The 26921-nt window shown below is 63.8% G+C and carries 28 protein-coding genes; 15 read left to right on the top strand and 13 right to left on the bottom strand.

Features of this window, described 5'->3' with window-relative positions; all coding sequences use genetic code 11:
* Window positions 1-126: 126 nt before the first annotated feature.
* The 5 genes from ACSH0F_RS03610 to ACSH0F_RS03590 are packed head-to-tail and all read right to left on the bottom strand — an operon-like array spanning window position 127 to window position 4475.
* Entirely contained in the window at window positions 127-693 is a 567-nt protein-coding gene (locus ACSH0F_RS03610) for a gamma carbonic anhydrase family protein (protein ID WP_435200551.1), read from the bottom strand.
* Window positions 694-695: 2 nt separating this feature from the next.
* Complete coding sequence (locus ACSH0F_RS03605; RefSeq protein WP_435199974.1) at window positions 696-1238, bottom strand: GNAT family N-acetyltransferase; 543 nt, start codon at window positions 1236-1238, stop codon at window positions 696-698.
* Window positions 1231-1809 (bottom strand): GNAT family N-acetyltransferase, encoded by a 579-nt coding sequence (locus tag ACSH0F_RS03600; RefSeq protein WP_435199972.1) that lies wholly within the window; start codon window positions 1807-1809, stop codon window positions 1231-1233. Before ACSH0F_RS03600 ends, ACSH0F_RS03605 begins: the two co-directional genes overlap by 8 nt.
* Complete coding sequence (gene hemB / locus ACSH0F_RS03595) at window positions 1802-2800, bottom strand: porphobilinogen synthase (RefSeq protein ID WP_435199970.1); 999 nt, start codon at window positions 2798-2800, stop codon at window positions 1802-1804. The genes ACSH0F_RS03600 and hemB overlap by 8 nt, the downstream gene beginning before the upstream one ends.
* A gap of 46 nt (window positions 2801-2846) precedes the next feature.
* Entirely contained in the window at window positions 2847-4475 is a 1629-nt protein-coding gene (locus tag ACSH0F_RS03590) for a M23 family metallopeptidase (RefSeq protein WP_435199968.1), read from the bottom strand.
* A gap of 108 nt (window positions 4476-4583) precedes the next feature.
* Here ACSH0F_RS03590 and ACSH0F_RS03585 point away from each other — a divergent pair, with 108 nt between their 5' ends.
* The 7 genes from ACSH0F_RS03585 to ACSH0F_RS03555 all read left to right on the top strand — a co-directional run bounded on the left by ACSH0F_RS03585 (window position 4584) and on the right by ACSH0F_RS03555 (window position 10748).
* Window positions 4584-7157 carry a helicase-related protein gene (locus ACSH0F_RS03585; RefSeq protein ID WP_435199966.1) on the top strand — a complete coding sequence of 858 codons (2574 nt, stop codon included), beginning with the start codon at window positions 4584-4586 and terminating at the stop codon, window positions 7155-7157.
* Window positions 7158-7177: 20 nt separating this feature from the next.
* Window positions 7178-7435 (top strand): RNA-binding S4 domain-containing protein, encoded by a 258-nt coding sequence (locus ACSH0F_RS03580; protein ID WP_435199964.1) that lies wholly within the window; start codon window positions 7178-7180, stop codon window positions 7433-7435.
* 54 nt (window positions 7436-7489) lie between these two features.
* The gene (gene fdxA / locus ACSH0F_RS03575) at window positions 7490-7828 is read left to right on the top strand and encodes a ferredoxin FdxA (protein ID WP_278329439.1); all 339 of its coding nucleotides are present in this window, start codon (window positions 7490-7492) and stop codon (window positions 7826-7828) included.
* Between the two features lie 9 nt (window positions 7829-7837).
* On the top strand, window positions 7838-8629 hold the full coding sequence (locus ACSH0F_RS03570; protein ID WP_435199961.1) for a YihY/virulence factor BrkB family protein: 792 nt from the start codon (window positions 7838-7840) through the stop codon (window positions 8627-8629).
* 213 nt (window positions 8630-8842) lie between these two features.
* Window positions 8843-9376: a CarD family transcriptional regulator gene (locus ACSH0F_RS03565; RefSeq protein ID WP_050601467.1), complete on the top strand. Its 534-nt coding sequence runs from the start codon at window positions 8843-8845 to the stop codon at window positions 9374-9376.
* Window positions 9377-9513: 137 nt separating this feature from the next.
* A complete protein-coding gene (locus ACSH0F_RS03560; protein WP_435199959.1) occupies window positions 9514-10275 on the top strand; it encodes a head GIN domain-containing protein in 762 nt (253 codons plus the stop codon).
* 143 nt (window positions 10276-10418) lie between these two features.
* Window positions 10419-10748 carry a hypothetical protein gene (locus ACSH0F_RS03555; protein WP_435199957.1) on the top strand — a complete coding sequence of 110 codons (330 nt, stop codon included), beginning with the start codon at window positions 10419-10421 and terminating at the stop codon, window positions 10746-10748.
* On the opposite strand, the gene ACSH0F_RS03550 is transcribed toward ACSH0F_RS03555, so the two are convergent.
* Window positions 10745-11671 (bottom strand): L-threonylcarbamoyladenylate synthase, encoded by a 927-nt coding sequence (locus ACSH0F_RS03550; RefSeq protein WP_435199955.1) that lies wholly within the window; start codon window positions 11669-11671, stop codon window positions 10745-10747. The two genes, ACSH0F_RS03555 and ACSH0F_RS03550, sit on opposite strands and share 4 nt — an antisense overlap.
* A 47-nt stretch (window positions 11672-11718) precedes the next feature.
* On the opposite strand from ACSH0F_RS03550, the gene ACSH0F_RS03545 reads away from it, so the two are divergent.
* Window positions 11719-13458 (top strand): acyl-CoA dehydrogenase, encoded by a 1740-nt coding sequence (locus ACSH0F_RS03545; RefSeq protein ID WP_435199953.1) that lies wholly within the window; start codon window positions 11719-11721, stop codon window positions 13456-13458.
* Window positions 13459-13476: 18 nt separating this feature from the next.
* Here ACSH0F_RS03545 and ACSH0F_RS03540 read toward each other — a convergent pair whose 3' ends face one another.
* Window positions 13477-14931, bottom strand: coding sequence for a PQQ-dependent sugar dehydrogenase (locus ACSH0F_RS03540; RefSeq protein WP_435199951.1), 1455 nt, complete (start codon window positions 14929-14931; stop codon window positions 13477-13479).
* A gap of 76 nt (window positions 14932-15007) precedes the next feature.
* On the opposite strand from ACSH0F_RS03540, the gene ACSH0F_RS03535 reads away from it, so the two are divergent.
* Both ACSH0F_RS03535 and ACSH0F_RS03530 read left to right on the top strand, forming a co-directional pair.
* Window positions 15008-15490 (top strand): GAF domain-containing protein, encoded by a 483-nt coding sequence (locus tag ACSH0F_RS03535; protein WP_435199949.1) that lies wholly within the window; start codon window positions 15008-15010, stop codon window positions 15488-15490.
* A gap of 112 nt (window positions 15491-15602) precedes the next feature.
* Window positions 15603-16400 carry a hypothetical protein gene (locus ACSH0F_RS03530; RefSeq protein WP_435199947.1) on the top strand — a complete coding sequence of 266 codons (798 nt, stop codon included), beginning with the start codon at window positions 15603-15605 and terminating at the stop codon, window positions 16398-16400.
* 38 nt (window positions 16401-16438) lie between these two features.
* On the opposite strand, the gene ACSH0F_RS03525 is transcribed toward ACSH0F_RS03530, so the two are convergent.
* The 6 genes from ACSH0F_RS03525 to ACSH0F_RS03500 form a co-directional block, all read right to left on the bottom strand.
* Window positions 16439-17407: a ParB/RepB/Spo0J family partition protein gene (locus ACSH0F_RS03525; RefSeq protein WP_435199945.1), complete on the bottom strand. Its 969-nt coding sequence runs from the start codon at window positions 17405-17407 to the stop codon at window positions 16439-16441.
* The gene (locus ACSH0F_RS03520) at window positions 17404-18183 is read right to left on the bottom strand and encodes a ParA family protein (RefSeq protein WP_435199943.1); all 780 of its coding nucleotides are present in this window, start codon (window positions 18181-18183) and stop codon (window positions 17404-17406) included. The genes ACSH0F_RS03525 and ACSH0F_RS03520 overlap by 4 nt, the downstream gene beginning before the upstream one ends.
* Window positions 18180-18809 carry a 16S rRNA (guanine(527)-N(7))-methyltransferase RsmG gene (gene rsmG, locus ACSH0F_RS03515; protein ID WP_435199941.1) on the bottom strand — a complete coding sequence of 210 codons (630 nt, stop codon included), beginning with the start codon at window positions 18807-18809 and terminating at the stop codon, window positions 18180-18182. The genes ACSH0F_RS03520 and rsmG overlap by 4 nt, the downstream gene beginning before the upstream one ends.
* A complete protein-coding gene (gene mnmG / locus ACSH0F_RS03510; RefSeq protein WP_435199939.1) occupies window positions 18806-20659 on the bottom strand; it encodes a tRNA uridine-5-carboxymethylaminomethyl(34) synthesis enzyme MnmG in 1854 nt (617 codons plus the stop codon). Before mnmG ends, rsmG begins: the two co-directional genes overlap by 4 nt.
* 86 nt (window positions 20660-20745) lie before the next feature.
* Window positions 20746-22014, bottom strand: a complete 1269-nt coding sequence (gene mnmE / locus ACSH0F_RS03505) for a tRNA uridine-5-carboxymethylaminomethyl(34) synthesis GTPase MnmE (protein ID WP_435199937.1) — start codon at window positions 22012-22014, stop codon at window positions 20746-20748.
* A gap of 16 nt (window positions 22015-22030) precedes the next feature.
* The gene (locus tag ACSH0F_RS03500) at window positions 22031-22297 is read right to left on the bottom strand and encodes a DUF6489 family protein (protein ID WP_435199935.1); all 267 of its coding nucleotides are present in this window, start codon (window positions 22295-22297) and stop codon (window positions 22031-22033) included.
* 95 nt (window positions 22298-22392) lie between these two features.
* Here ACSH0F_RS03500 and ACSH0F_RS03495 point away from each other — a divergent pair, with 95 nt between their 5' ends.
* The 5 genes from ACSH0F_RS03495 to ACSH0F_RS03475 all read left to right on the top strand — a co-directional run bounded on the left by ACSH0F_RS03495 (window position 22393) and on the right by ACSH0F_RS03475 (window position 26855).
* The gene (locus ACSH0F_RS03495; protein ID WP_435199933.1) at window positions 22393-23091 is read left to right on the top strand and encodes a dienelactone hydrolase family protein; all 699 of its coding nucleotides are present in this window, start codon (window positions 22393-22395) and stop codon (window positions 23089-23091) included.
* Window positions 23092-23094: 3 nt separating this feature from the next.
* On the top strand, window positions 23095-24684 hold the full coding sequence (locus tag ACSH0F_RS03490) for an FMN-binding glutamate synthase family protein (RefSeq protein WP_435199930.1): 1590 nt from the start codon (window positions 23095-23097) through the stop codon (window positions 24682-24684).
* Complete coding sequence (locus ACSH0F_RS03485) at window positions 24681-25085, top strand: nuclear transport factor 2 family protein (RefSeq protein ID WP_435199928.1); 405 nt, start codon at window positions 24681-24683, stop codon at window positions 25083-25085. Before ACSH0F_RS03490 ends, ACSH0F_RS03485 begins: the two co-directional genes overlap by 4 nt.
* Before the next feature lie 66 nt (window positions 25086-25151).
* Window positions 25152-25919 carry a response regulator gene (locus ACSH0F_RS03480; protein WP_435199926.1) on the top strand — a complete coding sequence of 256 codons (768 nt, stop codon included), beginning with the start codon at window positions 25152-25154 and terminating at the stop codon, window positions 25917-25919.
* Complete coding sequence (locus tag ACSH0F_RS03475; RefSeq protein WP_435199924.1) at window positions 25920-26855, top strand: hypothetical protein; 936 nt, start codon at window positions 25920-25922, stop codon at window positions 26853-26855.
* Window positions 26856-26921: the final 66 nt, after the last annotated feature.

Raw genomic sequence — 26921 nt, 5'->3', positions numbered from 1 at the left:
ACGCCCCCTCCCGGCCACCCATAGAATACCTTGCCGTGGGTGGTCGGGAGGGGGCGTGGGATGGAACAGCCAAGGAAAGCGCAGATGCGCTTTCCGCACGCAAACAAGAAAGTCGCGCCGCGCGACTTACGTCAGGTCCGCTTCCCCGATCGCTTTGCCATGCGCCTTGGCGTTCTCCGCATAATGCGCCACCCCCATGCGCATCCCGGCGATGGCGGCATCGTCGAGGTCGCGCATCTTGCGCGCCGGTCGGCCACCCCAGAGTTCGCGCGCGCCCATCACCTTGCCCTCGGTGAGCATTGCCCCCGCAGCCAGCATCGCGTCCGAGCCGATCACCGCCTTGTTCATCGCAATCGCGCCGAGGCCGACGAAGCCGCGGTCCTCGATGGTGCAGCCGTGGACCATCGCCATGTGTCCGACCAGCACGTCGTCGCCGATGATCAGTGGCGAACCGTCGGGGTCTCCTGGGCGCTCAGGGTCGCAGTGGCAAACGCTGCCGTCCTGGATGTTCGAGCGTTCGCCGATCACGATCCGGCTGACATCGGCGCGCAGCACGCAATTGTACCAGACCGAGCTGTCGGCCCCGATCTCGACATTGCCGATGATCGTGCAGCCGGGCGCGATGAAAGCGCTGTCGTGAATTTTCGGCGTGTGGCCGTGGATCGGGATGATGGTCACTCCGGGGCGATGGATACTCAAGCCGCGCTCTCCCATTGGTCTGCGGTCAGCGAATACTGGATCAGCGGGCCGTGCTCGGCTTCGAAGTCCAGATCGTCACGCCGCACCATGCCGAGTTTTTCCATCAGCTTCCAGCTTGCCGTATTGTCCGGAGCGGTGATGGCGACGACATGCGGCGCCCCGACACGGGTGAAAGCCCAGTCGATCACCGCGCGCATGGCCTCCCTCGCGTAGCCCCTACTCCAGCGGTCCTCGCGGATTTTCCAGCCGATCTCGTGGTCGCCGGCATTCGGCGCGGCGGGGTCGTCGACGCGCTTGATCCCGCAATAGCCGACCATTTCGCCGCTGGCCTTCTCGATCACGAACAGAAAGCTGAAACCTTCACGCGCATACATCGCCATGGCCTTGGCGTGCCGCTGCTCGATCTCGGCGGGCTCCATCACGCCGCCGATGAATTTCATGATCGTCGGGGAGTTGAGCAGGCGGGCGTGGTCGGCTTCGTCACCCTCCTCCACTGTGCGCAGGATGAGGCGCTCGGTTTCGGCGACGATATCAGCCATTGCGCGCCAGCCACGCGTCGCGGTCGATCGCATAGACGATGGTCGGGTTGAGCTCCGGCCCCCATCGCGGATCGGTGAAGTCCAGATCTTCCCGGCGCGTCATGCCGAGACGCAGCATCAGACCCCAGCTTGCCGCATTGCCGGCTACGGTCAGGGCGACGATCTCTTCCCCTCCGAAGCGCCCGAAGCCGAGATCGAGCGAGGCGATGGCAGCCTCCTTGGCGTAACCGTGGCCCCAGGCGTCTTCACGCAAGCGCCAGCCGACCTCCATCATGCCGAAGACGGGCTCGTTCTCGACATTGGAGCGCTTCAGTCCGCAAAAACCGAGCATCTCGCCGGACAGGTGGCCGCCATCGGCCTTGCGTTCGCAGACCCAGAACGTGTGCCCGTGATCGCGGCGATAGCCCTCGAGCCGCTCCTGCGCTCCCGCCCGCGTTGCCTCATCCGCCACACCGCCAAGCCAGCGCATCACCGCTGGTGTGTTGCAAAGATCCCAGAACCGTGGCCAGTCCTCGTCGCGCCAGTCACGCAGGACCAGCCGCTGGGTCTCGTGCCGGAATGCGTCAGCCATTGAGGATACGCGCGGCGAACGGCGCGTGATAGGTCAGCACGCCCGAGCAGCCGGCGCGCTTGAAGGCGAGCAGCTTCTCCATCAGCAGCGCCTCGCGGTCCGCCACGCCAGCCGCCGCCCCCGCCTCGATCAGCGCATATTCGCCGCTCACCTGATAGGCGAAGACGGGCACGTGGAACTGCTCCTTCGCGCGCCAGATCACGTCAAGATAGGACAGGCCCGGCTTCACCATCACACTGTCCGCACCCTCGGCGATGTCCATGGCAATCTCGCGCATCGCCTCGTCGCCGTTTGCGGGATCCATCTGGTAGCTTTTCTTGTCGCCTTTCAGCAGCCCGCCAGACCCCACGGCGTCACGGAACGGGCCGTAGAAGGCCGAGGCGTATTTGGCCGCATAGGCCATGATCTGGATATTGTGGTGCCCACCCATTTCCAGCGCCATGCGGATCGCCCGCACGCGGCCGTCCATCATGTCCGACGGGGCGATGATGTCCGCGCCCGCTTCGGCCTGGTTGACCGCCTGTTCCACCAGCACCGCCACCGTATCGTCGTTCACGACATAGCCACTCTCGTCGAGCAGCCCGTCCTGCCCGTGGCTGGTGTAGGGGTCGAGCGCGACGTCGGTGAGGATGCCGATGTCGCTGCCACAGGCATCGCGCACCGCCTTGATCGCGCGGCACATCAGATTGTCGGGGTTGCAGGCTTCGGCACCGTCGTCGCTGCGCTTGTCGGGCTGCGTATTCGGGAACAGCGCGATGCACGGAATGCCTAGCTCGACCGCCTCCTTCGCACGCTGTGCAATCCCGTCAACCGACCAGCGTGATACGCCGGGCAGGCTCGCAATCGGCTCCTCGACCCCGGAGCCGTCTGTCACGAAGAGCGGCCAGATGAGGTCCGCCGAGGTCATCACCGTCTCGCGGTGCATCCGCCGGCTCCAGGCGTGGGCACGCGTGCGGCGTAGGCGGGTGTTCGGATATGTAACGTTGGTCATGGAGTGCAAATGCCGCAAGCCATCGCGCGGCGCAATCGCAAGCCGGTCAGCGCAGCGTTTCTTTACGCTCCACCTTGTCGATCTCGCGTTGCGGGGTTTCCGCCGCCGTTTCGCTCGCAGTCGGTGCGAGTTCGGCCAGCGCAGCACCGGCTTCGACCTGGCGCAGCTTCTCCAGCGCACCTTTGAAGCGAGCGAGTTCCGCACCGCTCAACTGGGCGCGCGTGACGTATTTGACCGAAGCCGGGTCGATGGAGCGCCCGCCGCGATACATCTCGTAATGCAAGTGGGGCCCCGTCGAGAGGCCGGTGGAGCCGACATAGCCGATCACCTGCCCGCGCCGCACGCGCTGGCCGCGGTCCACTGCCATGCGGCTCATGTGACAATAGCGCGTGTCGATCCCGCCATCGTGGCGCAGCTTCACCGCATTGCCGCACCCGCCCGCGCGTCCGGCCGAGAGCACACGGCCATCGGTGACGGCGACGATCGGCGTGCCGTGGCGTGCCTTGTAGTCCAGACCGGCGTGCATCCGCTTGTAGCCGAGGATCGGGTGGCGGCGCATGCCGTAGCGCGAACTCATCCGGCCCGGTACGGGAGCCATCAGCCCGCCCCGCTGTTCGCCGATGCCGGAGGCTTCGTAAAACTCGCCATCCGTGCCCCAGCGCATCAGCTGGATACGCGGTTCGTCGCCGCGCTCGACGCCGGCATACAGCAACTGCCCGGCCTGGCGCTCGCCCGTGACCGCACGGCGATGGGCGATGATGAAGTCGAACGTGTCGGTGGAACGGATCTCACGGTCGAGATTGACGTGCTGGCCGAGCGTCTTGAGGTAGGCCTGCACAGCACTGGCAGGCGCTCCGGCAGCGCGGGCGGAGCGATAAAGGCTGTCGCCGACGACGCCACGAATGCGTAGCGGCGTGTCGTCGACGCGGATCGGCTTGCGAACGAGAGTGAGCGGTCCGCCTTCGTCCAGCCGCCCGACGGACAGCTCCAGATCGAAGCGGGCCCGGAAGGCGAGCTCTTCCAGTGGGCGCGGCTCACCGGTGCCGTTTCTGCGGCCGAGCACAATGTCGATTCGCGTACCGGGCTCGATCTCGCCCAACGGCATGGCCCTGCCGACCATATCGGCAACGCGCTGAGTATCCTCGCGCCCCAGACCTGCCCGGCGCAACATACGCTCGAAATCGTCGCCGCGCGAGAGCGTCGCGACCAGTTCGATCCGCGGGCGCTCGGGCGCTTCCGCCAATGGTTCGACCAGCGAGGTCGCCCCCATGCGGCGGCCGCTGTCGGCCCCGAGCGCAAGCGGGAGGATCATCTGGCTGCGGTATTCGGAGCGCACGGCATCGTCGACATGCGCTGGCGGCGCGGCTTCCAGCGGCGCGAAGCTCGGCCAGAAAGCCAAAGCCGCAGCAGAGAGACCAACGAAAGTGCCCAGTCCGCGAAACCAGCGGCGGCTGCCGATTTCGCTGCCGAGGTCCGGGGCGAAGTCCACCGAAGCGATGCGTGCCGAGAGCTGATCGCGCAGAGTGGCGAGCGAAAATCTTGGCCCGCGCTGGTCGGAAATTATCTGATCATGCGCGAGCACAGCGGCACCCGCACCGGCGGTTGCCGATGCGGTGTGCAGATCGCTTTGCTCGCTGTCCCCATGGGACCTATACACGCGTGACCCTCCGTCCATGGTCGACCCGTGCGTGAGCGATCGACCCGACCCTTGCGGGACCTTTGCCCGCTTTCCCTGCCAAAACAAAGTAAACGCACACTTAAACTGCGCCGACCCGAGTCCGGTATGCGACGAGTCGACATCTCGATCGCCCGACGGTTGCGGGCTGGGCGCGAGCCTGCCACTGACGACCGCGTGCAGGATAGCGCGATCAAAGCGGTCCTCGGGCCCACCAATACCGGCAAGACGCATCTCGCCATCGAGCGCATGTGCGGCCATTCCAGCGGATGCATGGGCTTCCCGCTGCGGCTGCTGGCGCGCGAGGTTTACGACCGGGTGCGGGCGATCAAGGGCGATGCGAATGTCGCGCTGATCACCGGCGAGGAACGGATCGAACCGCCCAATGCGCGATACATGTGCTGCACGGTCGAGGCGATGCCGCGCGACGGGGCAGGCGCGGCCTTTGTCGGGCTGGACGAAGTGCAACTCGCCGCCGATCGCGAGCGCGGGCATATCTTCACCGACCGGCTGCTGAATACACGCGGTCGCGAAGAAACGATGCTGCTGGGCAGCGCGACGGTGGAGCCGCTGGTGCGCGAACTCGTGCCCGACGCGGAGGTCTCCGATCGGCCGCGCTTCTCCACATTGACCCATGTCGGCCCGCGCAAGCTCTCCCGCCTGCCGCCGCGCAGCGCCATCGTCGCCTTTAGTGCGGAGCAGGTCTACACAGTGGCGGAAATGCTGCGGCGTTTTCGCGGCGGTGCGGCTGTGGTCATGGGCGCACTCAGCCCGGAGACGCGCAACAAGCAGGTCGAACTGTTCCAGAACGGCGAGGTCGATTACATCGTCGCCACCGATGCGATCGGCATGGGGCTCAACCTCGATGTATCGCATGTCGCCTTCGCGGGCCTCTCCAAGTTCGACGGGCAGCGAATGCGGCGGCTGCTGCCGGCGGAGATGGCCCAGATTGCGGGGCGCGCAGGACGCCACCAGCGCGACGGGACTTTCGGCACGCTCGGCGGGCAGAACCGTGGCAGCGCAACGCCCGAGTTCACCGAGGAAGAAGTCTATGCGATCGAGGAGCATCGCTTCGTCCCGCTGACACATCTGTTCTGGCGGGAGCCGGAGCCGCGTTTCGATTCGCTCGGAACGCTGATCGCGGATCTCGAAGCCTCGCCGAACGATCCCGTCCTGCGCCTGGCACCAGAAGCGATCGATCTCGCGACGCTCAAACGCCTGGCCGAAGAGCCGCTCGGCCAGACCATTCGCGGGCCGGGGAACATCCGCCGCTTCTGGGAGGCCTGTTCGCTGCCCGACTTCCGCCAACGCGGGCCGGATGTCCACGCGCGCTTCGTCGCGCGGCTGTGGCAGGATTTGCGCGGTGGCTATCTCGGGGCGGACTATGTCGCCGCGCGGATCAGCGAACTCGACAATATGTCCGGCGACATCGATACGCTGCAGGGGCGCATCGCCGCGATTCGCAGCTGGGCCTATATCTGCCAGCGGCCCGACTGGGTTCTGGCGCGTGACGAAATGGCGTCGCGCGCGCGGGCAGTCGAGGCCAAGCTGTCGGACGCGTTGCACGCGCGGCTTACGGAAAGATTCGTCAATCGGAGGACGGCAATACTCATGAAATCGCTGGGCGAGAATCCCGACCTGTTACCGATCGAACTGGCCGAAGACGGCGCGGTAAGCGTGGAAGGCGAGCCGATGGGCACAATCGAGGGGCTGCGCTTCACCGTCGACCCCTCGGCCCGGCACGAAGACCGCCGCATGTTGCTCGCCGCCGCAGAGAAAGCGCTCCCCCGCCTGCTGGGCGACAAGGCAGAGGCTCTGGCGGCGTCGGCGCTCGAAGATCTCGAAATCGCGCGCGGCGAACTGCGCTGGAACGGCCAGCCGCTGGCCAAGCTCGAACAGCGCGACGGTACCGTGACGCCGTTGCTGCAACCTGTGCCGGAGGTGAAGGCCCTGCCGGAAGGACCGCGCACCAAATTGCTCGCAGCGCTCGAGTCATGGCTGGCCGCGAAGCTCGAACCCCTCGCTCCGCTCGAGAAGATGCACCACGCGTCCGCCAATCCGGAGGCGGGATCGCAGGCGCGTGCCCTGCTCCTCAATCTCATTGCCGGACATGGCTACACCAGTCGCGAGAAGGCCGGGATCGAACATCTGCCGAAGGAAATGCGGCCTTTCCTGCGCAAGATCGGCGTGACCTTCGGCGCGCTGGACATCTTTTCGCCGCTGCTGCTCAAGCCGGCGTCGCGCCAGCTGCTGCATGCGCTCGGCGTGGATCGTCGTCCGCTGCAGGAGGCGATGTTGCCGGTCATCCCGGGCGGCAAGAAGCTGCCGTCCGGCTATCGTCCCGCCGGCGACCAGGCGATCCGCATCGATCTGGCGGAGAAGATCCTGCGCGCGGCGCACGAAACCCGCGCCAAGGCACAAGCCAAGGATCGCAGGCGTAAATTCGTCCTCGATCTGGCGCTGCCGATTTCGATCGGGCTGGAAGAGAACAACGCCATTCGCTTGTTGGGTGTCGCAGGCTTCCGCGTTCAACGCGCTAAGCCGCTCGCCGAAGGGCAGTTTGGCCCGCCGAGCCCCGACCGCTGGGAGTGGCGCCCCTCGCGCCGCAAGCAGCAGCGCGCAGCCCCTGCCAGACCGCGCGAGGGCAGTGCTTTTGCCGGCCTCGCCGACCTCCTCAGCTGACATGACGGCATGAGCGCCGCATGAGGATCGACCGGCTGATCTGCACCCTGCGCTTTGCTAGAACGCGCAGCGCGGCACAGAAGCTGGTCGACCAAGGCTATATCCGCCGTAATGGCGAGCGAGTGCTACGCGGCTCACTCGATGTCCGGGTCGGCGACGTCCTTACGATCCCGCTCGGCAATCAAGTGCGGCTCGTCGAAGTATTGGTCCTTCCCGAGCGCCGCGGCCCGCCGCGCGAAGCGCAAGCCTGCTATCGGGAGCTTGACCCGAACGGATGATCGGCCCTAGCAGCAGCGAACCAGGTAAACACTTCGCGAAGGATCACCGACCCAATGACCTATGTCGTCACCGACGCCTGCATCAAATGCAAATATACCGACTGCGTCGAAGTGTGCCCGGTCGACTGTTTCTACGAGGGCGAGAACATGCTCGTCATCAATCCCAGCGAATGCATCGACTGCGGCGTGTGCGAACCGGAATGCCCGGCCGAGGCGATCCTGCCCGATACCGAGGACAATCTCGAAAAGTGGCTCGAGCTCAATACGAAGTTCTCCGCCGAATGGCCGAACATCACGCAGAGCAAGGAACCGCCCGCCGACGCCGATGAGCATAAGGACGAGGAAGACAAGTACGAGAAGTACTTCTCCGCCGAGCCCGGCGAGGGCGATTGATCCAATCCATTGCTTGACCGTTTGGAAGCCGCCTGGGCCGCGGGGAGCGAGAACAATATCTCGCTCGTCGCAGCCGGGATCGCGCATTACGCGCTGCTGGCGCTCGTTCCGGCATTGGGCGCGGTCGTGCTGGGCTACGGGCTATTCGCCGACCCGGCGACGGTCTCGCAGCACATTACGACACTAGCCGACGTGCTGCCGCCGAGCGCCGCGAGCCTGATCGGCGACCAGCTGGAGCAGATTTCCGAAGGGTCCGGCGGCGCGAAGGGCCTCGGCTTGCTCATCGCCCTCGCGCTGGCCCTCATCGGAGCACGCGGCGCCGCCAATGCACTCCTGACCGGCCTTAATATCGCTTTCGAAGTCAGCGAACCGCGCACCTTCCTGCGAAGCAACCTGGTCGCGCTGGCGATCACCCTGGCCGGTATCGCCGGTATCGTCGCCCTGGCTGCCCTCATCGCTGCGAGCGCCGCCCTTTCCGGGCCGTTGGCCTCGATCATCGGGCTGGTCTTGCTGGCGATATCCGCCGTGGCCGGAGCGATGCTGCTTTATCACTATGCACCGGCCGGACCGCGGGCGGACTGGTCGGCAGCGCTGCGCGGAGCCGTGATCTTTGCCATACTCTGGATCGTAGCGACCGGGGCATTCGCGTTCTACGCCTCGAACTTCGCCGATTACAATGCGACCTACGGCTCGCTCGGTGCGGTCGTCGCGCTGATCACCTGGTTCTGGGTCAGCGGCTTCGCGCTGCTTTTCGGTGCCGAAATCGTCGCTGTCACAACGAAATCCAACGCCGGCGGATAAGCGCTTCATTACAACGACTCGCAATATCCGCCCTTTCATGCTATATAATGCAACAACTGTACCGGTTTGCTCCCGGGCAGGTGTGAAAGAAGAAAGGGCAGGCCACCCGCAACGCGATATTCGGTACCGCCCCGCAACCCGCTCAGGGTCGCGGCAAAGGCACTGTCGACGTTGTCCCCCACCCCGGCTGCGCCCCACGAAAGGATGGATTGCATGGCAAGCAAGGCTGATGCCTTCGACGTTGGCGATTACGTTGTCTACCCCAAGCACGGTGTCGGCCGTGTGATCGAACTGCAAAGCGAGGAAATCGCCGGCATGCAGCTCGATCTGTATGTTCTGCGCTTCGAGAAAGAACGCATGACGCTGCGCGTCCCGGTGAACAAGGTCGAATCGATCGGCATGCGCAAGCTGTCGAGCGACAAGACGCTCAAGGAAGCGATGGAAACCCTCAAGGGCAAGCCCAAGGTGAAGCGCACCATGTGGTCGCGCCGCGCCCAGGAATACGAAGCCAAGATCAATTCGGGCGAAATCGTCCTGATCGCCGAGGTTACCCGCGACCTTTTCCGCCCGGACGACCAGCCGGAGCAGAGCTATTCGGAGCGCCAGATCTTCGAAGCCGCATCCAGCCGCCTGGCGCGCGAACTCGCCGCAATGGAAAAGACCGACGAGCCCACCGCACTCGAGAAAATCCTCGACGTCCTGCGTGAACACGCGCCGCAATATTACGAGAACACCGAAGACGCCTGATCGACAGGCAGTCCTCGTGGCTCGATCAAGGGGCCGCTCCGCAAGGGGCGGCCCCTTTTCTTCGGGTTGAAGATAACGCCACGCTGTATTATATCGGCAATACGGACTGTCCGGGGGTTAGCAGGAGGATTTGCTCGATGCCGGTACAGACTTTTTTCAAACGACTCGCACCGGCGGCAGCGCTGGCAGGCGCAGCCCTGGTGGCCGGGTGCGACGGGATGAACATCCAGTTCGGCGATACGGAAGGCGTGCCGTTGGCGGAACTCGACATGACCGGCGCGGCCCCGACGGAGCTGGTGCTCGCCGGCTCGGACGAGGTAATCGTGACCCGCGGCGACAGTTTCGATATCGACGTGTCGGGCGATGATTCTGCCGTCGATGCCCTCCGGTTCGCGCTCAGCGACGAATCGCTCGCCGTGCACCGCGAGAAGGATAGCTGGAGCGACAAGGGCAAGGCCACGGTTCGCGTCACCCTGCCCGGATTGACGAGCCTGGTGCTGGCTGGATCGGGTGATATCCGCGCCGATCGCATGGACGGGCGCGTGGATGTCAAGATTGGCGGTTCAGGTCGCATCGCGATCGACGAAGTCGACGCCGAACGTTTCGAAGTGAAGATTGCCGGATCGGGCGACCTTGAAGCAAACGGCCGGGCGGAGCGGCTGGAGCTGACCATCGCCGGATCGGGCGATGCGCGCCTGGGCGGCCTGCAAGTCGATCGGGCGGACGTATCCGTCGTTGGTTCGGGTGATGCGGAACTGAGCTCCGACGGCAAGGTCGACGCGTCGATTGCGGGATCGGGCGACATCACGGTGAACGGCAGCGCCGACTGCGATGTCAGTTCCATGGGCTCCGGCTCGCTGAACTGCCGCAATGCCGCGCAGCGAGCGGCCGACACGTGATGCGAGCGAGGCACCGGACGCCCCGCTTCCTCCAGAAGCCCCCGAAGGCCCCGAGGCTCCCAGCGCGCCGGAAGCTCCTGACGCCTGAGTTCATCGACGGTTACAGCAAAACCCGCTAGGCGGCGCAGCGAAAGGAATTTTCCATGCGTCGCCTAGCCCTCATTGCTCTCTTGCCTGGCTGCGTGCTGGTACAAGGTTGCCTCGCCAAAACCGCTTACGATGTCGTAACGGCCCCGGTGAAGGTCGTCAGCAAGGGCGTCGACCTTGCCACGACCAGCCAGTCCGAAGCCGACGAGAACCGCGGGCGCGAAATCCGCAAGCGCGAAGAACGGCTCGCGCAGCTGGAGCGTGAGTACAACCGCCAGATGGACGATTGCACCGACGGAAGCCGCCGCGCCTGTAACGAGGCCCGCGACACCTATGCAGAGATGCAGCAGATCATCCCGACGATTCCGGTCGAACCGGAGCGCTAATCCGGCGGGGTAGCAGCGCGCCGTAGCCGGTCGTTAATGGCAATACCGATGCCCTCATCAGGGATTGGCGCAACTGCGATGCGAGGTTTCCCCGAACGCGCCCCTTCGTGCAGGCAGGCATAGAGGCGCGCGGCTGCTTCTTTGAGGCTGCCGCTTGCGGAGAGCGTGCAGTCTCCGCTCATTGCGCCGAATCCGATCATAAAGTCGTCTGGCGCGACTTCCGTCGCATTGAGGCGCACGGGCTTGCCGGGCGCGTAGTGGCTGGCGAGCTGACCGGGTGCCTCGATATTCCCGTCGCTTGATAAAGCCCCCATCTCAATCGGACCGGGCCGTAAAACGTCGAGCCGGCCATCATCACGCACAGCGACAATCGTCGATTCCACCCCTGCTTCGCATGGTCCGCCGTCGAGGACCGCGTCGATCCTCCCGTCCAACGATGCGAGGACATGCGCAGTCGTTGTGGGGCTGATGAAACCGCTTCGATTGGCCGACGGCGCAGCGAGCGGAAAGTCGCACTGTGCAAGCACCGCCCGCATAACCGGATGGGCCGGACACCGCAGGGCCACGGTCGCCAATCCCGCCGACACGGCATCGGCGAGTGCGGCCTTGCCCCGACGGGGAAGGACAATGGTGAGCGGGCCGGGCCAGTGCTCCGAGGCTAGCTGGGTGGCTTCTTCGCCGAATTCCGCCAACTCCCGCGCCTGGTCCATATCCCGGACATGCACGATCAGCGGGTTGAAGCTCGGTCGCCCCTTCGCCTCGTAAATGCGCGCCACTGCCTCATCGCTATCTGCGCGTGCTGCAAGGCCGTGGACCGTCTCCGTCGGCACGGCGACAAGCCCGCCATCGCGCAGAACCTGCGCCGCGCGCGCGATTCCTTCCGCATCTGCCAGTATCGTTTCCGTAACGTATTTGCCGACCATGCCCGCGCGCTATATCTGGGCGTCAGGAAAGCCAAGAGGGAAGCCACGTGACCTATACCGCCGCCACCCAGGACCAGCTGCTCGCCATCCGCGTGAATGCCGGGATCGAAGAGCTCGCGCAGAGCGAGAAATTTGCCGCGGCCGAGCCCGACATGGTCGAGGCCATCGTCGAAGGCATCGGGCAATTTGCCGCTGGCGAATGGGCGCCGCTCAACCGCGTCGGCGATCTCGAGGGGGCGAAGCTTGAGAACGGCGTGGTCCGCCTGCCCGACGGGTTCGCCGAAGCTTACGAGGCCTATGTCGAGCAGGGCTGGAACGCGATCGCCGGTCCGTTCGACTTCGGCGGCCAGGGCCTGCCCTTCACCCTGTCCTGCAATGTGCTCGAGAATCTCGGCACGGCGAATATGGCGTTCAACCTGCTCCCGATGCTGAGTGTCGGCGCGATCGAGGCGCTGGAGCATCACGGTTCGCCCGAAATGCAGGGGAAGTACCTGCCAAAGCTGGTCAGCGGCGAATGGTCGGGAACGATGAACCTCACCGAGCCGCAGGCCGGGTCCGACGTGGGTGCTCTGCGCACAACGGCAACGCCGATCGAGGACGGCGAGCACGCCGGGAAGTACCTCATCAAGGGCCAGAAGATCTACATAACCTGGGGCGAGCACGAGCTTTCGAAGAATATCATCCATCTTGTGCTCGCGCGCTTGCCCGATGCGCCGGAGGGCAGCCGCGGCATCTCGCTCTTCATCGTGCCAAAGTATCATGTGAAACCGGATGGGACGCCGGGTGCCCGCAACGATGTTCGATGCGTCAGCATCGAGCACAAGCTCGGCATCAATGCCTCCCCGACCTGCGTGATGAGCTATGGCGACAATGACGAGTGCATCGGAGAACTCCTCGGCGCGGAAAACCGCGGCTTGGCGGCCATGTTCACGATGATGAACAATGCGCGCATCAATGTCGGCAACCAGGGCGTGCAGATCGGCGAGCGAGCGACGCAGCAGGCGCTGGATTACGCGAAGGAGCGCATCCAGTCCGCCCGCGCCGGATCGCCCGATCGCGCGCCTGTCGCCATCGTCGAGCACCCCGACGTGCGTCGCATGCTGCTGCGGATGAAATCGCTGACCGAGGGCGCACGCGCCCTGCTCTACTACACCGCCGGGCAAGTCGATCGCGGCGTGTTGGGCGACGAGGCCGCCAAGATGCGCGGCGAAGTCCTCACCCCGCTGATCAAGGCTTGGGGCACCGATATCGGGATCGAAATCGCCAGCCTTGGCGTGCAGGTGCATGGCGGCATGGGCTTCGTGGAAGAAACCGGCGCAGCCCAGCACTGGCGCGACTCGCGTATCGCCCCGATCTACGAAGGCACCAACGGCATCCAGGCGGCCGACCTCGTTACCCGCAAGCTAGGCATGGACGACGGGCAGGCTGTTATCGGGCTGACCGAAGAGATTGCCCGCGATTGTGCCGACCAGCCCGCGCTCTTCGCCCTCGCCGGAGATTGTGCGGCGGTTGCGCGCTGGATGCGCGAGGAAGCCAGCCTTGAAGATCGGCTGTCCGGGTCGGTGCCCTTCTGCACGATGCTCTCGGTCGCTGTCGCTGGTTGGCAGTTGCTGCGCCAATTGCGCGCCGTCGAAGCAGGCGCCTCACCTGCACTGGCCGCCACGAAGAAATCGACCGTTCGGTTTTTCCTCGACCGCATCGCACCGGAAGCCGCAGGCTTGAAAGCTGCAGCGACTGCCGGGTCGATCGGCCTCTACGAATTGGAGACTGCGCAACTCCTTGGCTGAGAAGTCGCGCCGCGCGACCTACTCGGCAGTCACGCTCCGGGCGTAGTCGTCTTCACCGAAGGTCGCTTCCTGCCCGCGCAAATTGCGCTGCGGCGGCAAGCGATTGCCCGTGACCTGCTCGATCGCGCCCTGCCGGGTTCCTCGGGGTGCAATGACGCGCCAGATGATGCCGGCGGTATCGTCGCTGACCAGCAGCGCACCATCGCCGGCCCATTCGACCCAGGTCGGGCGTCCGCGCGTCGTGCCATCGTCCTGGAGAAACCCGGTCAGCACCGGAATCGGCTTACCGGTCGGGTTACCGCGTTCGTCGAAGGCGACATAGACCACGTCGTAACCGGATGGCGGCTTGCGGTTCCACGAGCCATGCCGCGCGACGAAAGCGCCGCTCGAGAAGTCCTCGCCCATCTGGGCGCCCTCCGCACTGAACACGAACCCCAGCGCCGCGACGTGCGGGCCGAGCGCATATTCGGGCGTGCGCACGTAGTTGATGTAGGCCGGGATCGGATAGTCGACGCGGCGGTCGAAATTGTCGCCCCAATAGACCCATGGCCAGCCATATTGCGCGCCGACGGGGACATTGGTGAGATAGTCCGGCACCAGGTCGGAGCCGAGCATGTCGCGCTCGTTGACCGTGGTCCAAAGCTCGCCGGACCATGGATTGAAGTCGAGACCGTTGGGATTTCGCAAACCCCCGCCGAAAATCCGACGCCGACCGCTTTCGAGATCGACCTCCCAGATCAGCGCGCGCCCTTCCTCGGCTTCCATGCCTTTGTCCGCGATGTTGGTATCCGATCCGACCGCGACATAGAGCTTCGTGCCCTCCTCGTTGATCGCGAGATTGCGCATCCAGTGCCCGCCGGCAGCGGCCAGATCGGTGATCTTGCGGGGTTCGCCCGACACCATGGCGGCGCCCAGTTCGTAGGGGTAGGCAAGCACTTCGTCGTGATTGGCGACATAGAGCGTGCCGTCATGCCATGCGAGGCCTGAGGGCGAGTCCAGACCGTCGAGCAGCACTTGGCGCACTTCGGCACGGCCATCCCCATCGGCATCGCGAAGCAAGACGACCTGATTGGGCGACTCGCCACCTGCGCCTGCGCGATCCATCAACAGACCTGCAATCCAGGCCGTTATCCCGCCATCGTCCTCCTTGGCCGGCGCGCGCGTCAGCGAAACGAGGATATCTCCATTCGGCAGCGCCTGGAGGGTGCGCGGGTGCTCGAGCCCGTCGGCAAAGCGCATGACGGCGAGGCCTTCGGCAGCGACCGGTACTTCGTCGGCAGCCCAGCCGACCGGTTCGGCAATGGCGACTGTGGGAATTCCCTCGGCGTTCGGCTCTTCCAGCGTGGGATCGGTACCGACCACCTCTTCCCAAGGAACACTCGCGGTGTCGCCGCGGGTCAGGAACCAGAATGCCGCAGCGAGGATGATGAGGATGACGACGAGGGCGATGCCCAGTTTCTTGGCGAGGCTCATGGCCATAGCGAATAGGCGAGGCTAGCGGACGCGGCAATGGGCTTGCCCTTCGCTTGGTGCGCATTAGATCACGCCCATGTTCGATTTCCGCCCCGCCCCCGATTGTCCGAAACCCGAAGCCTATCGCCAGTTACGCGAGGCAGCCGACGCTTTGACTGCAGGCGAACCCGATGGCGTGGCGAATATGGCGAACGTCGCAGCGCTACTGTGGGATTTCCTGCCGGACCTCAACTGGGCCGGTTTTTACCGCATGATCGATAGCGAACTCGTACTTGGCCCGTTTATGGGGCGCCCGGCCTGTATCCGCATTCCGCTCGGCAAGGGCGTGTGCGGCGTGGCGGCCAAGGATGCAGCATCGCAATTGATCGAGGACGTTCACGCCTTTCCCGGCCATATCGCGTGCGATTCGGACACGAATTCGGAGCTTGTGGTTCCGGTCGTGCGCAATGGGGCGGTGATTGCCGTCATCGATCTAGACAGCCCGCAAAAGGCGCGCTTCGATGAACAGGATTTGCACGGAATCGAAAAGTTGGCCGACGTTATAGCCGAGCGGATTTAGTCAGGATCGGCCCACGACGGCACAAGTTAGGGAGCGCTGTGGCATCGGGTGGAGCAAGAGCTATTCTTTCTGCAACTCCGTCGAGCGGAGGTGCCGATCGGACAGCTGGACCATGACAATGCGCACCATCATCGCACTGACGAGCGGGATCGCAATGCTTCCTGGGGCGACATTCGCCCAAGAGACGCTTGAGTATGAACTCGGCGGATATGAATATGCGGAGCCATTGCCGGAGCAAGTTATTGACGAAGAAGTCGAGCCCCCGATTGTCCTCGAGCCTACCGAGGAATGGGGTGCACAGCGAGCCATTGACGCGCGGCAGGACGGCACCGCCCCCACATTCGTCGAACGACCGATCCTTCACCCGCTCCGCACAGTGGACCCAGACCGCACCGGCATGATCGGCACCACCGCTGCCGGAGCAGACTTCGCGCAGGATAGTGCAGTGCAAGACCCTGTGACTTACACCGATGCGCCTCCGGTGGCGAGCGGCGCGATCGGTTCGACCGTTACCCCGATGCCAGCTCCTGCTGGTCGCAGCGGCGCAGGACGAACCTATGTCTATCGCGCCGGCCAAGAGCCACGCCTGCCGCTTGGCGGGCGGGTCGTACAGTTCGATCGCGCGGCGTGGTTGCAGCAATGCTCCCGTCGGCTTGCCCCGCAGCGTGGCTATACCGACAATACGGAGGAGTATTACGATTACGGAGAGATCGAGTATGATCCGGAGCGGGCAAACGCCGCAACGCGGCGGTGCGAGACATATCTCGACAACTATATGGCCAGCGCCCGAAGCGGCGGACTGCGGAACAGCGCCTCGCCCACGGGCGATTACATGCTGGTGCCGGTGACCGTCATGCAGATGCAGCAGGCGCGATACAGAGATGGGACGCCGGTTCGCGCCAGCGACTAGAAGTCACGCGGCGCGATTTTCTCAAGTATCTGAAATAACTATATATCCCCGCCCGTAAGCCGCTGGCAGATCAAGTCCAGTTGGTCCAGCGTGCGATAGCGAATGGTGACGGTGCCCGTATTCGGGGTGTCCTCCGTCCTGATCCGCACCTGCATGCCGAGGAATTCTTCGAGATGGCCCTGAACGGCCTCGATATCGGCATCGCCCGACCCGGCGGCGACGCCCTTCGACGCTTTTTTGCGGGGGGCAGCCTTCGCAGGATCGCGGGCAAGCTTTTCTACGTCTCGCACAGATAGCTTTTCCGCGACCGCGCGGCGCGCGAGATCGGAAGCGTCGTCATTGCCGATCAAGGCGCGGGCATGGCCCATCGACAAACTGCCCTCCGCGACCAGCGCAAGGACGTCGTCAGGAAGCGCCAATAGCCGCTGGAAATTCGCGACGTGGCTGCGCGATTTGTCGACCAGCTTGGCGATCTCTGCCTGGGTCATACCCTCGGTATCGGCTAGCTTCTGGTAGGCTCGCGCTTCTTCGATGGGGTTGAGATCCTCGCGCTGCAGGTTCTCGATCAGCGCCAGCGCCATGATTTCGCGCTGGTCCAGCTTGCGTACAATTGCCGGAATTTCATGCAAGCGAGCGCGCTGCGCGGCGCGCCAGCGGCGCTCCCCGGCGACGAGCTGGTAGCGTCCCGACCCTAGCGGCCGCACGATGATCGGCTGGATCACCCCACGCGAAGCGATCGAGGATGCGAGTTCGTCCAACGCTTCTTCGCGGAAGTGGGTACGGGGCTGGCCCGGCAGGGGCTCGATATCGGCGACCGGAATCGACGCGAGACCCTCACCATCCACTGGCTGGACCAGAGCCGGCGAAGCATCGGGTGCAAGTTCGCCTGTGATTTCACGCTTAACCAGCGGCTCTTCCCGGCGCGTTTCGCCGAGCAGGGCGTTCAGGCCCTTGCCGAGTTTCTTCTTGCGGTCGATCGGGCGTGATGTTTGCGTACTGTCGCTCATGCGGCTTTCCTTGTTTCGGGCAACCGCCCGATCAGTTCGCGGGCCAAGCCGATATAGGCGCGGCTTCCTGGGCATTGATGATCGTAAACGAGAGCCGGCAAGCCGTGGCTCGGCGCTTCCGAAAGGCGAACGTTTCGCGGAATGACGTTCTCGAACACCAACGGGCCAAGGCAATCACGCACATCGTCGGCAACCTGATCAGTCAGCCGATTGCGGCGATCGAACATGGTGAGCACCACGCCGACGATGCCGAGGTCGGCGTTGAAGCCTTGCTGCACGCGCTCGACCGTCTGAAGGAGTTGGCTCAGCCCCTCGAGGGCGAAAAACTCGCATTGCAGCGGGACCATCAGCGTGTCGGCCGCGCACAATGCGTTCAGCGTCAACAGTCCGAGCGATGGCGGACAGTCCACGAAACACACATCGTAAACGGCAGCGGGATGGTTCAATGCGTTTTTGAGTCGATGGGTCCGATCTTCGACCGACACGAGCTCGACTTCCGCCCCCGAAAGGTCCTGTGTGGCCGGCACGATCTCGAGATTTGGTATCTCGGTTTCTAGAGCGCATTCGCCAAGGGTCGCCTGATCGAGCAGCAGATCATAACTGCTGTTTTCGCGCGATGCGGCATCGATGCCGAGACCCGTGGAGGCATTCCCTTGCGGATCGAGATCGACCAGCAAAGTCTTCCACCCGGTCGCAGCCATTGCAGTGGCGATGTTGATCGCCGTCGTTGTCTTGCCAACTCCACCCTTCTGGTTGGCAATCGCGATGGTGATCATGTCGAACCCTTCCACTTACCCTTGCCGACGATGATGCCGGCCTCGGTGTCCGTCAACGATTGTTCCACGTGGAACATTCGTCGATACCGTCTCGGCAATGCCTGTACTTCTTGCTCTGCAGACCGGCCTTTGGGCAACACCCATTGCGTACTGCTTGTGGAGAAGCGTGCGGATAATCGCAGCAAGCGGTCGAGCGGTGCGAAGGCTCGCGCCGAGATTACTCCAGCGTTCAGTTCGTCGACATGTTCGAGGCGTCGGCCCTGGACGCGGCAATTGTCGAGACTCAAATCGTGCGCCACTCGCTGGAGCCACTCGATCCTTCGTTTGCGGGGTTCGACCAGAGTTACAGACTGTTGCGGGCGCATTACCGCAATTACCAAACCAGGGAAGCCCGCACCCGCGCCGAGATCCATCCAGATACCTCGCGGCTCGGAAACCCAGCGCAACAACTGAGCGGAGTCTGCAATGTGGCGAAGCCAGATCTGCTCTATTGAACTTTTGGCGACCAGGTTCTGCCGCGAATTTTCTTCTTTGAGCGCACTGACTAACTGATCCAGACGCTTCAGCGATTCGCCCGAACATTGCTGCGATACGAATTCCCGCGCTTCTTCTTCAGTCGCGATCACGCGGCGATCCGCCCGATACGCTTGGCATGGACCAGCAGGGCGGCAAGTGCGGCAGGGGTCACTCCCTGAACGCGGGAAGCAGCAGCCATGCTTTCCGGCCGGGAAGCTGAAAGGCGCTCAATCATCTCGTTGGAAAGGCCAGGGACTTCCGAATAGGGAAAATTGCGCGAAAGGCGAAGAGACTCGCTGGTGCGGAGCTCTGAAAGTTCCGCGTCCTGTCGCGCCAGATAGGGCGCGTAAAACGCGTCCTCGGCCATCTCGACTGCGAGCTCATCGAAAGGATCGAGGTCCGGATATAGTGTCCCCGCGTTGCGGAGCGTGACGTTACCCGTCCCGAGCCAATCGGCTAGCGACTTGATTCCGGCATCGCGTTTCACGTGGAGCCCCGCGTCGGCGAGGTTCTTCGAGTGGATGCTTGCAGAAAATAGCGCTTCGTAGCGCTCCTTACGCTCAGTCCGGGCATCGAACCATGCTGTCCGCTCTTTGCCGACAAGGCCGGCTTCGATTGCCAGCGGGGTCAGGCGACTGTCGGCATTGCTTGCCCGTAGTCGCAGGCGGTACTCCGCACGTGCTGTCAGCATCCGGTAGGGCTCGGTAATGCCGTGCAGCGTCAGGTCGTCGATCATGACGGCTATATAGGAATTCGCCCGGTCAAGCGCGACGGGCTCCTTGCCAACCGCTTCGGCCGCAGCGTGCATGCCCGCGACCAGGCCCTGAGCGGCCGCCTCTTCATACCCTGTCGTGCCATTGATCTGACCGGCGCAGTAAAGGCCCGGAATGGCATGCAGTTCGAGCGACGCTTTCAGAGCGCGCGGGTCAATATGGTCGTACTCGACGGCATATCCCGGCACCTCCACCTCTACACGACCCAGCCCGAGCATCTCGCGGAGGAAATCGACCTGAACGTCGGTCGGTAGCGAGGTAGATATGCCGTTCGGGTAGACCAGATGCGTGTCGAGGCCCTCGGGCTCGAGGAAAACCTGATGTCCTTCCCGGTCACCGAACCGGTGGATCTTGTCCTCGATAGACGGACAATATCGCGGCCCCGCCGCCCCGATCGCGCCGGAAAACAGCGGAGACCGGTCCAGATTTGCGCGAATAATGTCGTGTGCGCGGGTGTTCGTGCGCGTAACGGCACAGAAAATTTGCGGATTACGACGCGTCTTGGTGAGGGATGACATCGTCCAGGCTTCGCCGTCCGAAGGCTGTTCTTCAAGCACAGCCCAGTCGATCGTCCGCCCGTCGAGACGCGGCGGCGTGCCGGTCTTCAGGCGACCCATCGGCAAGTCGGCGCCCCTAAGCTGCTCTGCGAGACGCCGAGCAGCGTTTTCGCCTACCCTACCCCCTTCGAAACGCTCCTCGCCGCGAAACAGCACTCCTCCGAGGAATGTGCCCGTGCAGAGAACCACCGCGCGCGCACGCAGGAGCGTACCGTCAGCCAATTCAAGCCCCGTGACCCTGCCCCCCTCAAGAAGCAGTGCCGCCGCCTCACCCTCAATGCATTCGAGTTTCGGCTCGAGGGCGATCAGACGCTGCACTTCCGCCTTGAACAGCCGACGGTCGGCCTGAACCCGCGGACCCCAAACCGCGCTGCCCTTGGAGCGGTTGAGCATACGATAATGGATAGCGCCAGCATCCGCCGCTCGACCGAGTACGCCGTCGAGCGCATCCACCTCGCGCACGAGGTGACCCTTGCCGAGGCCCCCGATCGCCGGATTGCAACTCATCGCGCCGATTGCCGCAAGATCGAAAGTGACCAATCCGACACACGCCCCCATCCGCGCGGCCGCGCAAGCCGCCTCGACACCGGCATGACCGCCGCCGACAATCAGGACATCGTAATGGTGCATGCCGACCCTTTATCGTGGTCGTTCTGGCGGGTCAAAGGCGCAGTGTTTCACGTGGAACACTGACTTAGCTCACAGGATCGACGGAGTTATTTTCCGATACAGAAGCGCCCGAATAGCGCATCGAGCATGTCTTCTGTCGAATTCCGGCCCGACATAGAATCGAGCGCCACGCGCGCCAATCGCAGCTCTTCCGCAATCACCAACGTGTCGGTCACCCGGCACGCCGCAGCGAGATGCTCGCCGCACGTGGCGGCCAATCCCTTCTGACGCCGGTTGAAGGCGATGCGATCCGGCGGGGGAAGAAGGTCTTTGGCCCTGTCTACCAGCAGCCGCCCCAAATCATCAAGGCCCAAACCGGTAACAGCCGAGACTGCATGGCCCTCGTCTCCGGCATCAGCCAAATCCGCCTTGGGGGCGATCTGGATTCCGCCAGCCGGACAGTCAGCCGGAGGACCAAGCCAAAGCACGATGTCGGCCTTCTCCACCTCCCTTTGCGCACGATCGATACCGATCGCCTCGATCTCACCGGCACCCTCTTCGCGAAGCCCGGCGGTGTCGACGAAGACGAATGGGATCCCGCCAATCGCTACGGGGCGTTCGATGACGTCACGGGTCGTTCCGGCCACGGGCGACACGATCGCGGCGCCTTCGTCCAGCAGGGCGTTGAAAAGGGACGATTTTCCCGCATTCGGCGGCCCCGCGAACACGACCCGCACGCCATCGCGTAGGCGGTCCGCCGAGGGGCGCGACAAGACGTTGTCGATCTCACCCCTCAGCGTCGAAAGCTCATCGACGAAGTCGGTCGGCAGCGCTTCCACATCGTCCTCATCAGAAAAGTCGATCGCGGCTTCCACTTGGGCCGAAAGGCCGAGCAGCCGCGTCCGCCACTCCTCGATACGGCGGGAGAGTCCGCCTCCAGCCGCCGACATGGCTCCGCGCCTTTGCCATTCGGTTTCAGCTGCAAGTAAATCGCCCAGCCCCTCGGCCTCGGCCAGATCGATGCGCCCATTGGCAAAAGCACGCCGGGTAAATTCGCCAGCCTCCGCCTCGCGGAGATCCGCCAGCGTCGCGAGATCGGCCATAACGGCCGCGACTACAGCGCGCCCGCCATGGCAGTGCAGTTCCGCAACATTCTCACCAGTCACTGTCCTCGGTGCAGGAAACCACAGGACCAGAGCCTCATCGAGCGCACGCCCGCCGCGATCGCGAAGGGTGCGAAGGCTAGCCAAGCGTGGCTCCGGTAAGTCGCCAACGAGCGCTTCCAGAGCGGCCCCGGCACCCGGGCCGCTGATGCGTATGACCGCTATTCCGGCAGGAGGCGCGCCGCTCGAAAGCGCAAAAATCGTGTCTTGCATCGAAATTTCGGAAAGATCAGTCTTCTTTCGCCGGTTTGTCGCCCGGAGCCACCGTCCGCGCCGAATTGGCGCCTTCCATGAAGCTCTGGAACAGCTTGAACCCGGCTTGCCCCATGGGCGCGAGCTGCTTGGCATATTCCTGCAACTGGTCGGTGCTGGAGACGCCCTTCATGGCCTTGGACATCATGTCGACATAGACCGCATTGGCCTTCCCCACATCGGGCAGCCCCATGAACGTCCGCGCCTCTTCGGGGGTGCAGTCGATTTCGATATGGACCTTCATGGCGCTTCCTCCGTTATGGCGCTGTACCGCCTATCTGGGTTTGCCAAGCCGTCGAGGCAAGCGCTAAGCCCGAAACACCAGAGGAGATGCCACGCATGAGCGAGACCGTCCAGATTTCCACCCTTACCGGCGACGATAGTTTCAAAGGATACGTTGCCCGCCCCTCCGGCACCGCGAAGGCCGCCATCCTCGTCATCCAGGAAATCTTCGGCATCAATGCCGGCATCCGGCGCAAATGCGACAAGCTGGCCGAAGACGGCTATCTCGCCGTAGCGCCCGACCTGTTCTGGCGCCTTGAACCGGGCATCGAGCTCGATCCCGACATCGAGCCCGAATTCCAGCGCGCGCTCGACCTGATGGGCAAGTTCGACCAGGATCAGGGTATCCGCGACATCGAGGCAACGATCAATTACATCCGCGAGACCGAAGGCGTCGCCAAGGTCGGGGCGGTGGGATACTGCCTCGGAGGCCGGCTTGCCTACATGACCGCGGCCCGCACCGATGTCGATGCGACGGTCGGCTATTACGGCGTCGGAATCGACGGCTTGCTCGGCGAGAAGCATGCCATCGCAAATCCGTTGATGCTGCACATCCCGACCGAAGACGGCTTCGTCGACAAGGATACGCAGAAGGCCATGCACGAGGGGCTGGACGACCATCCGAAGGTCACGCTCTACGATTACGAAGGCCTCGACCACGGCTTTGCCACCGAATTCGGCGAACGCAGATCGGAAGAGGCGGCACAGCTCGCGGACAGCCGCACGGCGGAGTTCTTCGCCGAGCATCTCGGCTGACGCGTGGAGCGCCTTCCGTTTCGCTATATCTTCCCGGGGCTTTTCCTGCTGCTGTGCGCGGCGGCATGGCTCTGGGAACCGGCGCGGTGGGCGCTGGTGGGTCTCGTTCCGCTCGCCGCCGTCGGGCTATGGGATTTTTTCCAGCACGATCATACGCTTAGGCGGAATTATCCGCTTGTCGCGCGTATCCGCTGGCTCATGGAAGACCTGCGGCCCTTCGCCCAAGCCTATATCGTCGAAAGCGATCTCGAAGGACGGCCCTTCAGCCATCAGGCCCGCGCTCTCGTCTATGCGCGCGCCAAGGGCGATCTCGACTCGCACCCCATGGGCACGGAGTACGACGTCTATTCGGACGAATACGAATGGCTGAGCCACTCGATCGCGCCCAAAGCCGATGCACCGGAATTCTGGCGGCTTACGGTCGGCGAACAGACTTGCGCCAAGCCCTACTCGACCGCAATGCTGAATATTTCGGCGATGAGCTTCGGGTCTCTTTCCGCCAAGGCCATCGAAGCGCTCAATGCCGGGGCGGCGCTGGGCGATTTTGCGCATAACACCGGCGAAGGTTCGATCAGCAAATATCACCGTTCCCACGGGGGCGACCTGGTCTGGGAGTTGGGCAGCGGATATTTCGGGGCACGAAAGTCGGACGGCAATTTCGATCCCGAACAATTTCGCGAGCGCGCTGCCGACGAACAGGTCAAGATGATTGAGCTCAAATTGAGCCAGGGCGCGAAGCCGGGGCACGGCGGCGTGCTTCCCGCTGCCAAGGTCACGCCGGAAATCGCCGAAGCTCGCGGCGTTCCCGCCGGGGTCACGGTCACCTCTCCCGCCGCGCATCCCGCCTTTTCCACGCCCATCGAAATGCTCGAATTCGTCGCGGAACTGCGCGAGTTGTCGGGCGGCAAACCCGTCGGCATCAAGCTGTGCGTCGGCCAGCCGCACGAGCTTTTCGCCATGGGCAAGGCGATGCTCGAAACCGGCCTGCACCCCGATTTCATCACCATCGACGGCGCGGAGGGCGGGACTGGGGCTGCCCCGCTCGAATTGTCCAATTCCGTAGGAATGCCCTTGCGCGAAGGGCAAATCATGGTCCGCAACATGCTGGTCGGCCTGAACCTCAGATCGAAGGTGAAGATCGCCGCCTCGGGCAAAATCCATTCGGGCGCGCAGATGGCCAAGGCCTTCGCGCTGGGCGCCGATTGGTGCAATGCCGCGCGCCCCTTCATGTTCGCGCTCGGCTGCGTGCAATCGATGAACTGCCACAAGGGGACTTGCCCCACGGGAGTAGCGACGCAGGAAGCCTGGCGTCAGCGCGGCCTAGTGGTCGAAGACAAAGGGCCGCGCGTCGCCCGCTTCCAGAAGCAGACCCTCCATTCGCTGCGGGAAATCGTGGTCGCGATGGGGCTGTCCAGCCCGTGGGAGATCACGCCGCAGGACATGCGCGAGCGCTTGAACGGAGCGCGCTCCGATGCCATCGACCGGATCTACACCTTTCTCGAGCCGGGAGAACTGCTCGAGGATCCCGATTCCACTGCCTATGCGCGGCACTGGCACGCAGCCCGGGCCGATAGCTTCAGGAGGACACAATGAGTTCCGCAAGAACCGGTCTGGGAAATTGGCATCGCGTGATCGAGGGTGGCAGCAAGCCCGAAGAACTCGCCGCAATGATCCACAAGGACGCCGTATTCCACTCCCCCGTCGTGCATACGCCGCAACGCGGGCAGACGATCGTGGTCGCCTATCTCTCGGCCGCAGGCGAAACGCTTGGCAACGACAGCTTCGAATATGTTCGGGAGCTGGTCGACGGCGACAATGCGATGCTCGAATTCACGACCGAGATGGACGGCATCCACATCAACGGCATAGATCTCATCCGCTTCGACGACGAGGGGAAGATCGTCGATTTCAAGGTCATGGTGCGTCCGCTGAAAGCAGTGAACAAGGTGTGGGAGCAGATGGCGGCACAGCTGGAGCGCATGAAAGCGGGCTGAACCGCAAGTCAGCGCTACGCGTTCACCGTTAGCGCTCGTTTAACCATATCCTGCGATAGCGGCGGCGTGTACGAGCCGAAATCCGCCAGCTGGACCGACAAACGCGTGTCGAAGGGCGAGTCCCCCGACGGGACCTCCACTGCGCTGCGTGTATTGCTCGCCGAAGACACGCAAATCAGCGCCGATGTGCTCATGGCGATGACCCGCCACCTTTCCGTACAGATGGATCACGCGGTCAACGGCGTAGAGGCGATCGTCATGATCAAGGCGGCGGAAAATGCTGCCAAGCCTTACTCGATGCTGCTGCTCGACGTGAATATGCCGATCCTCGACGGGGTCGAGACCGCCAAGCGACTGCGCGCGCAAGGCTACGACGCAGAATACCTGCCGATCATCGCCGTCACGGCCGCCACCGATCTCGACGAAGTGCGCACCTACCGCGGAGCGGGCATGCAGGCTTATTTGGAAAAGCCCATCGCGCTGGACGATCTCCGCGCCACGCTGAGGGCCTGGGGGCACCGCACGAGCAATACTCCGCAGCGCAAGCGCAGCGCCGCTCTCGAAGCGCTGAAATTGCGCTTCGACGACCGTACGCTCGGCCTGCTCCGGCAGATCGACGGTGCGCTCGACCGCTCCGACATCGACGAGGCCCTGATCATGGAATTGCGCAATTTGCTGCACCAGCTTGCCGGCACTGCAGGCTCCTTCGGTCAGCGCCGGTTGGGCGAGGTGGCGCGCAACCAGGAAGCGGCGCTGCTTGCTGCGTTCTTTGCGGGCGAGGATGTGAAACCTGTCCTCGAGAATGCAAAAAGTGCTTTGAAGGCAGAGATCTAAATGACGCGCGCCATATTGCTTCAGCATCTCCGCCACGCAACCGGCTTGCTGTTTTTCGCAGCGCTCGCGCTGATCGCCGCACCCGCCATCGCCCAGAACGGAGATCCCGTGGAGGTCGAGGCGCGGGTCGAAGCAATCGGGATCCAATCGGACATAATGATCGAAGACGGCGACGAATTCGACAGCTCGGGCTACGGCATTCGCGGCGATCTGGCACTCGACTGGAGCCTGAGTCCGCGCACGACAGCACGGATCGAGGTGGATGCGGGGGTCTTCGACTATGAAGGCCTCAACCGCGACACGCTGACCAGCTACGGCGTTTCGGCGAGCGTCGAACACGAAGTATCGGAGACGGTGACGGTCCAGCTCCGCGCGCGCAGGATCGAAAATATCGCTGTCCTGGAGGCGTTCAGCGCAGACCAGACCTCCGTCGCAGCCCAAGTGGAATGGTCGAAAGGCAACGACCGTGTGCGCGTCGAAGCCGATTATCGCCAGCGCGAATATGACACGACGCGTGCCGGAACCGGCGAAGGCTATCGGGTCGCTGCCCAATACAATCGGCGGCTCGGTTCCTACCACTGGCTTCGCATCGAAGCGCGTGTGGAGGAAATGACCAGCGATGACGAGGAACGCCGCAGCTACGATCGGCGCGTGGTGCGTTTGAAGTACAGCCATCCGGTTACTCGGATGCTGAGGGTACGCCCATCGATCGAATATCGCGAATGGGATTACGCCGGCCGTATCGCGCGGGGAGATCCCGATCGGGCCTTGCGCGAAGACAGCTACGTCGCAACGGCAGTCGACCTGTCCTACGGCCACTGGAACCGCGGCCCCTATGCCCGCGCCAGCGCCGAATACCGCTTCAGGGGCTCGAACGACTCCCGCTACGATATGGATGGCGCGCGGTTCGGCCTGGTGGTCGGTTACCGCTTCTGACTGTAGCGGCAGGACCTCGAGTTGGCGGATGAGCTCCGCTGACAGCAATTACTCGAGCGGCCCGCC

This window comes from Qipengyuania sp. 902 (genome assembly GCF_051195295.1).
In the GTDB taxonomy this organism is placed as follows: Bacteria; Pseudomonadota; Alphaproteobacteria; order Sphingomonadales; family Sphingomonadaceae; genus Qipengyuania.
The sequence above is the reverse complement of the archived record's forward strand: the minus strand, read 5'-3'. Positions and strand labels throughout refer to the sequence as shown.

Coding starts and splice junctions, on each gene's coding strand:
- ACSH0F_RS03605 (WP_435199974.1), bottom strand. CDS start 1,238: ATGGCTGATATCGTCGCCGAAACCGAGCGCCTCATCCTGCGCACAGTG.
- ACSH0F_RS03600 (WP_435199972.1), bottom strand. CDS start 1,809: ATGGCTGACGCATTCCGGCACGAGACCCAGCGGCTGGTCCTGCGTGAC.
- hemB (WP_435199970.1), bottom strand. CDS start 2,800: ATGACCAACGTTACATATCCGAACACCCGCCTACGCCGCACGCGTGCC.
- ACSH0F_RS03590 (WP_435199968.1), bottom strand. CDS start 4,475: ATGGACGGAGGGTCACGCGTGTATAGGTCCCATGGGGACAGCGAGCAA.
- ACSH0F_RS03585 (WP_435199966.1), top strand. CDS start 4,584: ATGCGACGAGTCGACATCTCGATCGCCCGACGGTTGCGGGCTGGGCGC.
- ACSH0F_RS03580 (WP_435199964.1), top strand. CDS start 7,178: ATGAGGATCGACCGGCTGATCTGCACCCTGCGCTTTGCTAGAACGCGC.
- fdxA (WP_278329439.1), top strand. CDS start 7,490: ATGACCTATGTCGTCACCGACGCCTGCATCAAATGCAAATATACCGAC.
- ACSH0F_RS03565 (WP_050601467.1), top strand. CDS start 8,843: ATGGCAAGCAAGGCTGATGCCTTCGACGTTGGCGATTACGTTGTCTAC.
- ACSH0F_RS03560 (WP_435199959.1), top strand. CDS start 9,514: ATGCCGGTACAGACTTTTTTCAAACGACTCGCACCGGCGGCAGCGCTG.
- ACSH0F_RS03555 (WP_435199957.1), top strand. CDS start 10,419: ATGCGTCGCCTAGCCCTCATTGCTCTCTTGCCTGGCTGCGTGCTGGTA.
- ACSH0F_RS03550 (WP_435199955.1), bottom strand. CDS start 11,671: ATGGTCGGCAAATACGTTACGGAAACGATACTGGCAGATGCGGAAGGA.
- ACSH0F_RS03540 (WP_435199951.1), bottom strand. CDS start 14,931: ATGAGCCTCGCCAAGAAACTGGGCATCGCCCTCGTCGTCATCCTCATC.
- ACSH0F_RS03535 (WP_435199949.1), top strand. CDS start 15,008: ATGTTCGATTTCCGCCCCGCCCCCGATTGTCCGAAACCCGAAGCCTAT.
- ACSH0F_RS03530 (WP_435199947.1), top strand. CDS start 15,603: ATGACAATGCGCACCATCATCGCACTGACGAGCGGGATCGCAATGCTT.
- ACSH0F_RS03525 (WP_435199945.1), bottom strand. CDS start 17,407: ATGAGCGACAGTACGCAAACATCACGCCCGATCGACCGCAAGAAGAAA.
- ACSH0F_RS03520 (WP_435199943.1), bottom strand. CDS start 18,183: ATGATCACCATCGCGATTGCCAACCAGAAGGGTGGAGTTGGCAAGACA.
- mnmG (WP_435199939.1), bottom strand. CDS start 20,659: ATGCACCATTACGATGTCCTGATTGTCGGCGGCGGTCATGCCGGTGTC.
- mnmE (WP_435199937.1), bottom strand. CDS start 22,014: ATGCAAGACACGATTTTTGCGCTTTCGAGCGGCGCGCCTCCTGCCGGA.
- ACSH0F_RS03500 (WP_435199935.1), bottom strand. CDS start 22,297: ATGAAGGTCCATATCGAAATCGACTGCACCCCCGAAGAGGCGCGGACG.
- ACSH0F_RS03495 (WP_435199933.1), top strand. CDS start 22,393: ATGAGCGAGACCGTCCAGATTTCCACCCTTACCGGCGACGATAGTTTC.
- ACSH0F_RS03485 (WP_435199928.1), top strand. CDS start 24,681: ATGAGTTCCGCAAGAACCGGTCTGGGAAATTGGCATCGCGTGATCGAG.
- ACSH0F_RS03475 (WP_435199924.1), top strand. CDS start 25,920: ATGACGCGCGCCATATTGCTTCAGCATCTCCGCCACGCAACCGGCTTG.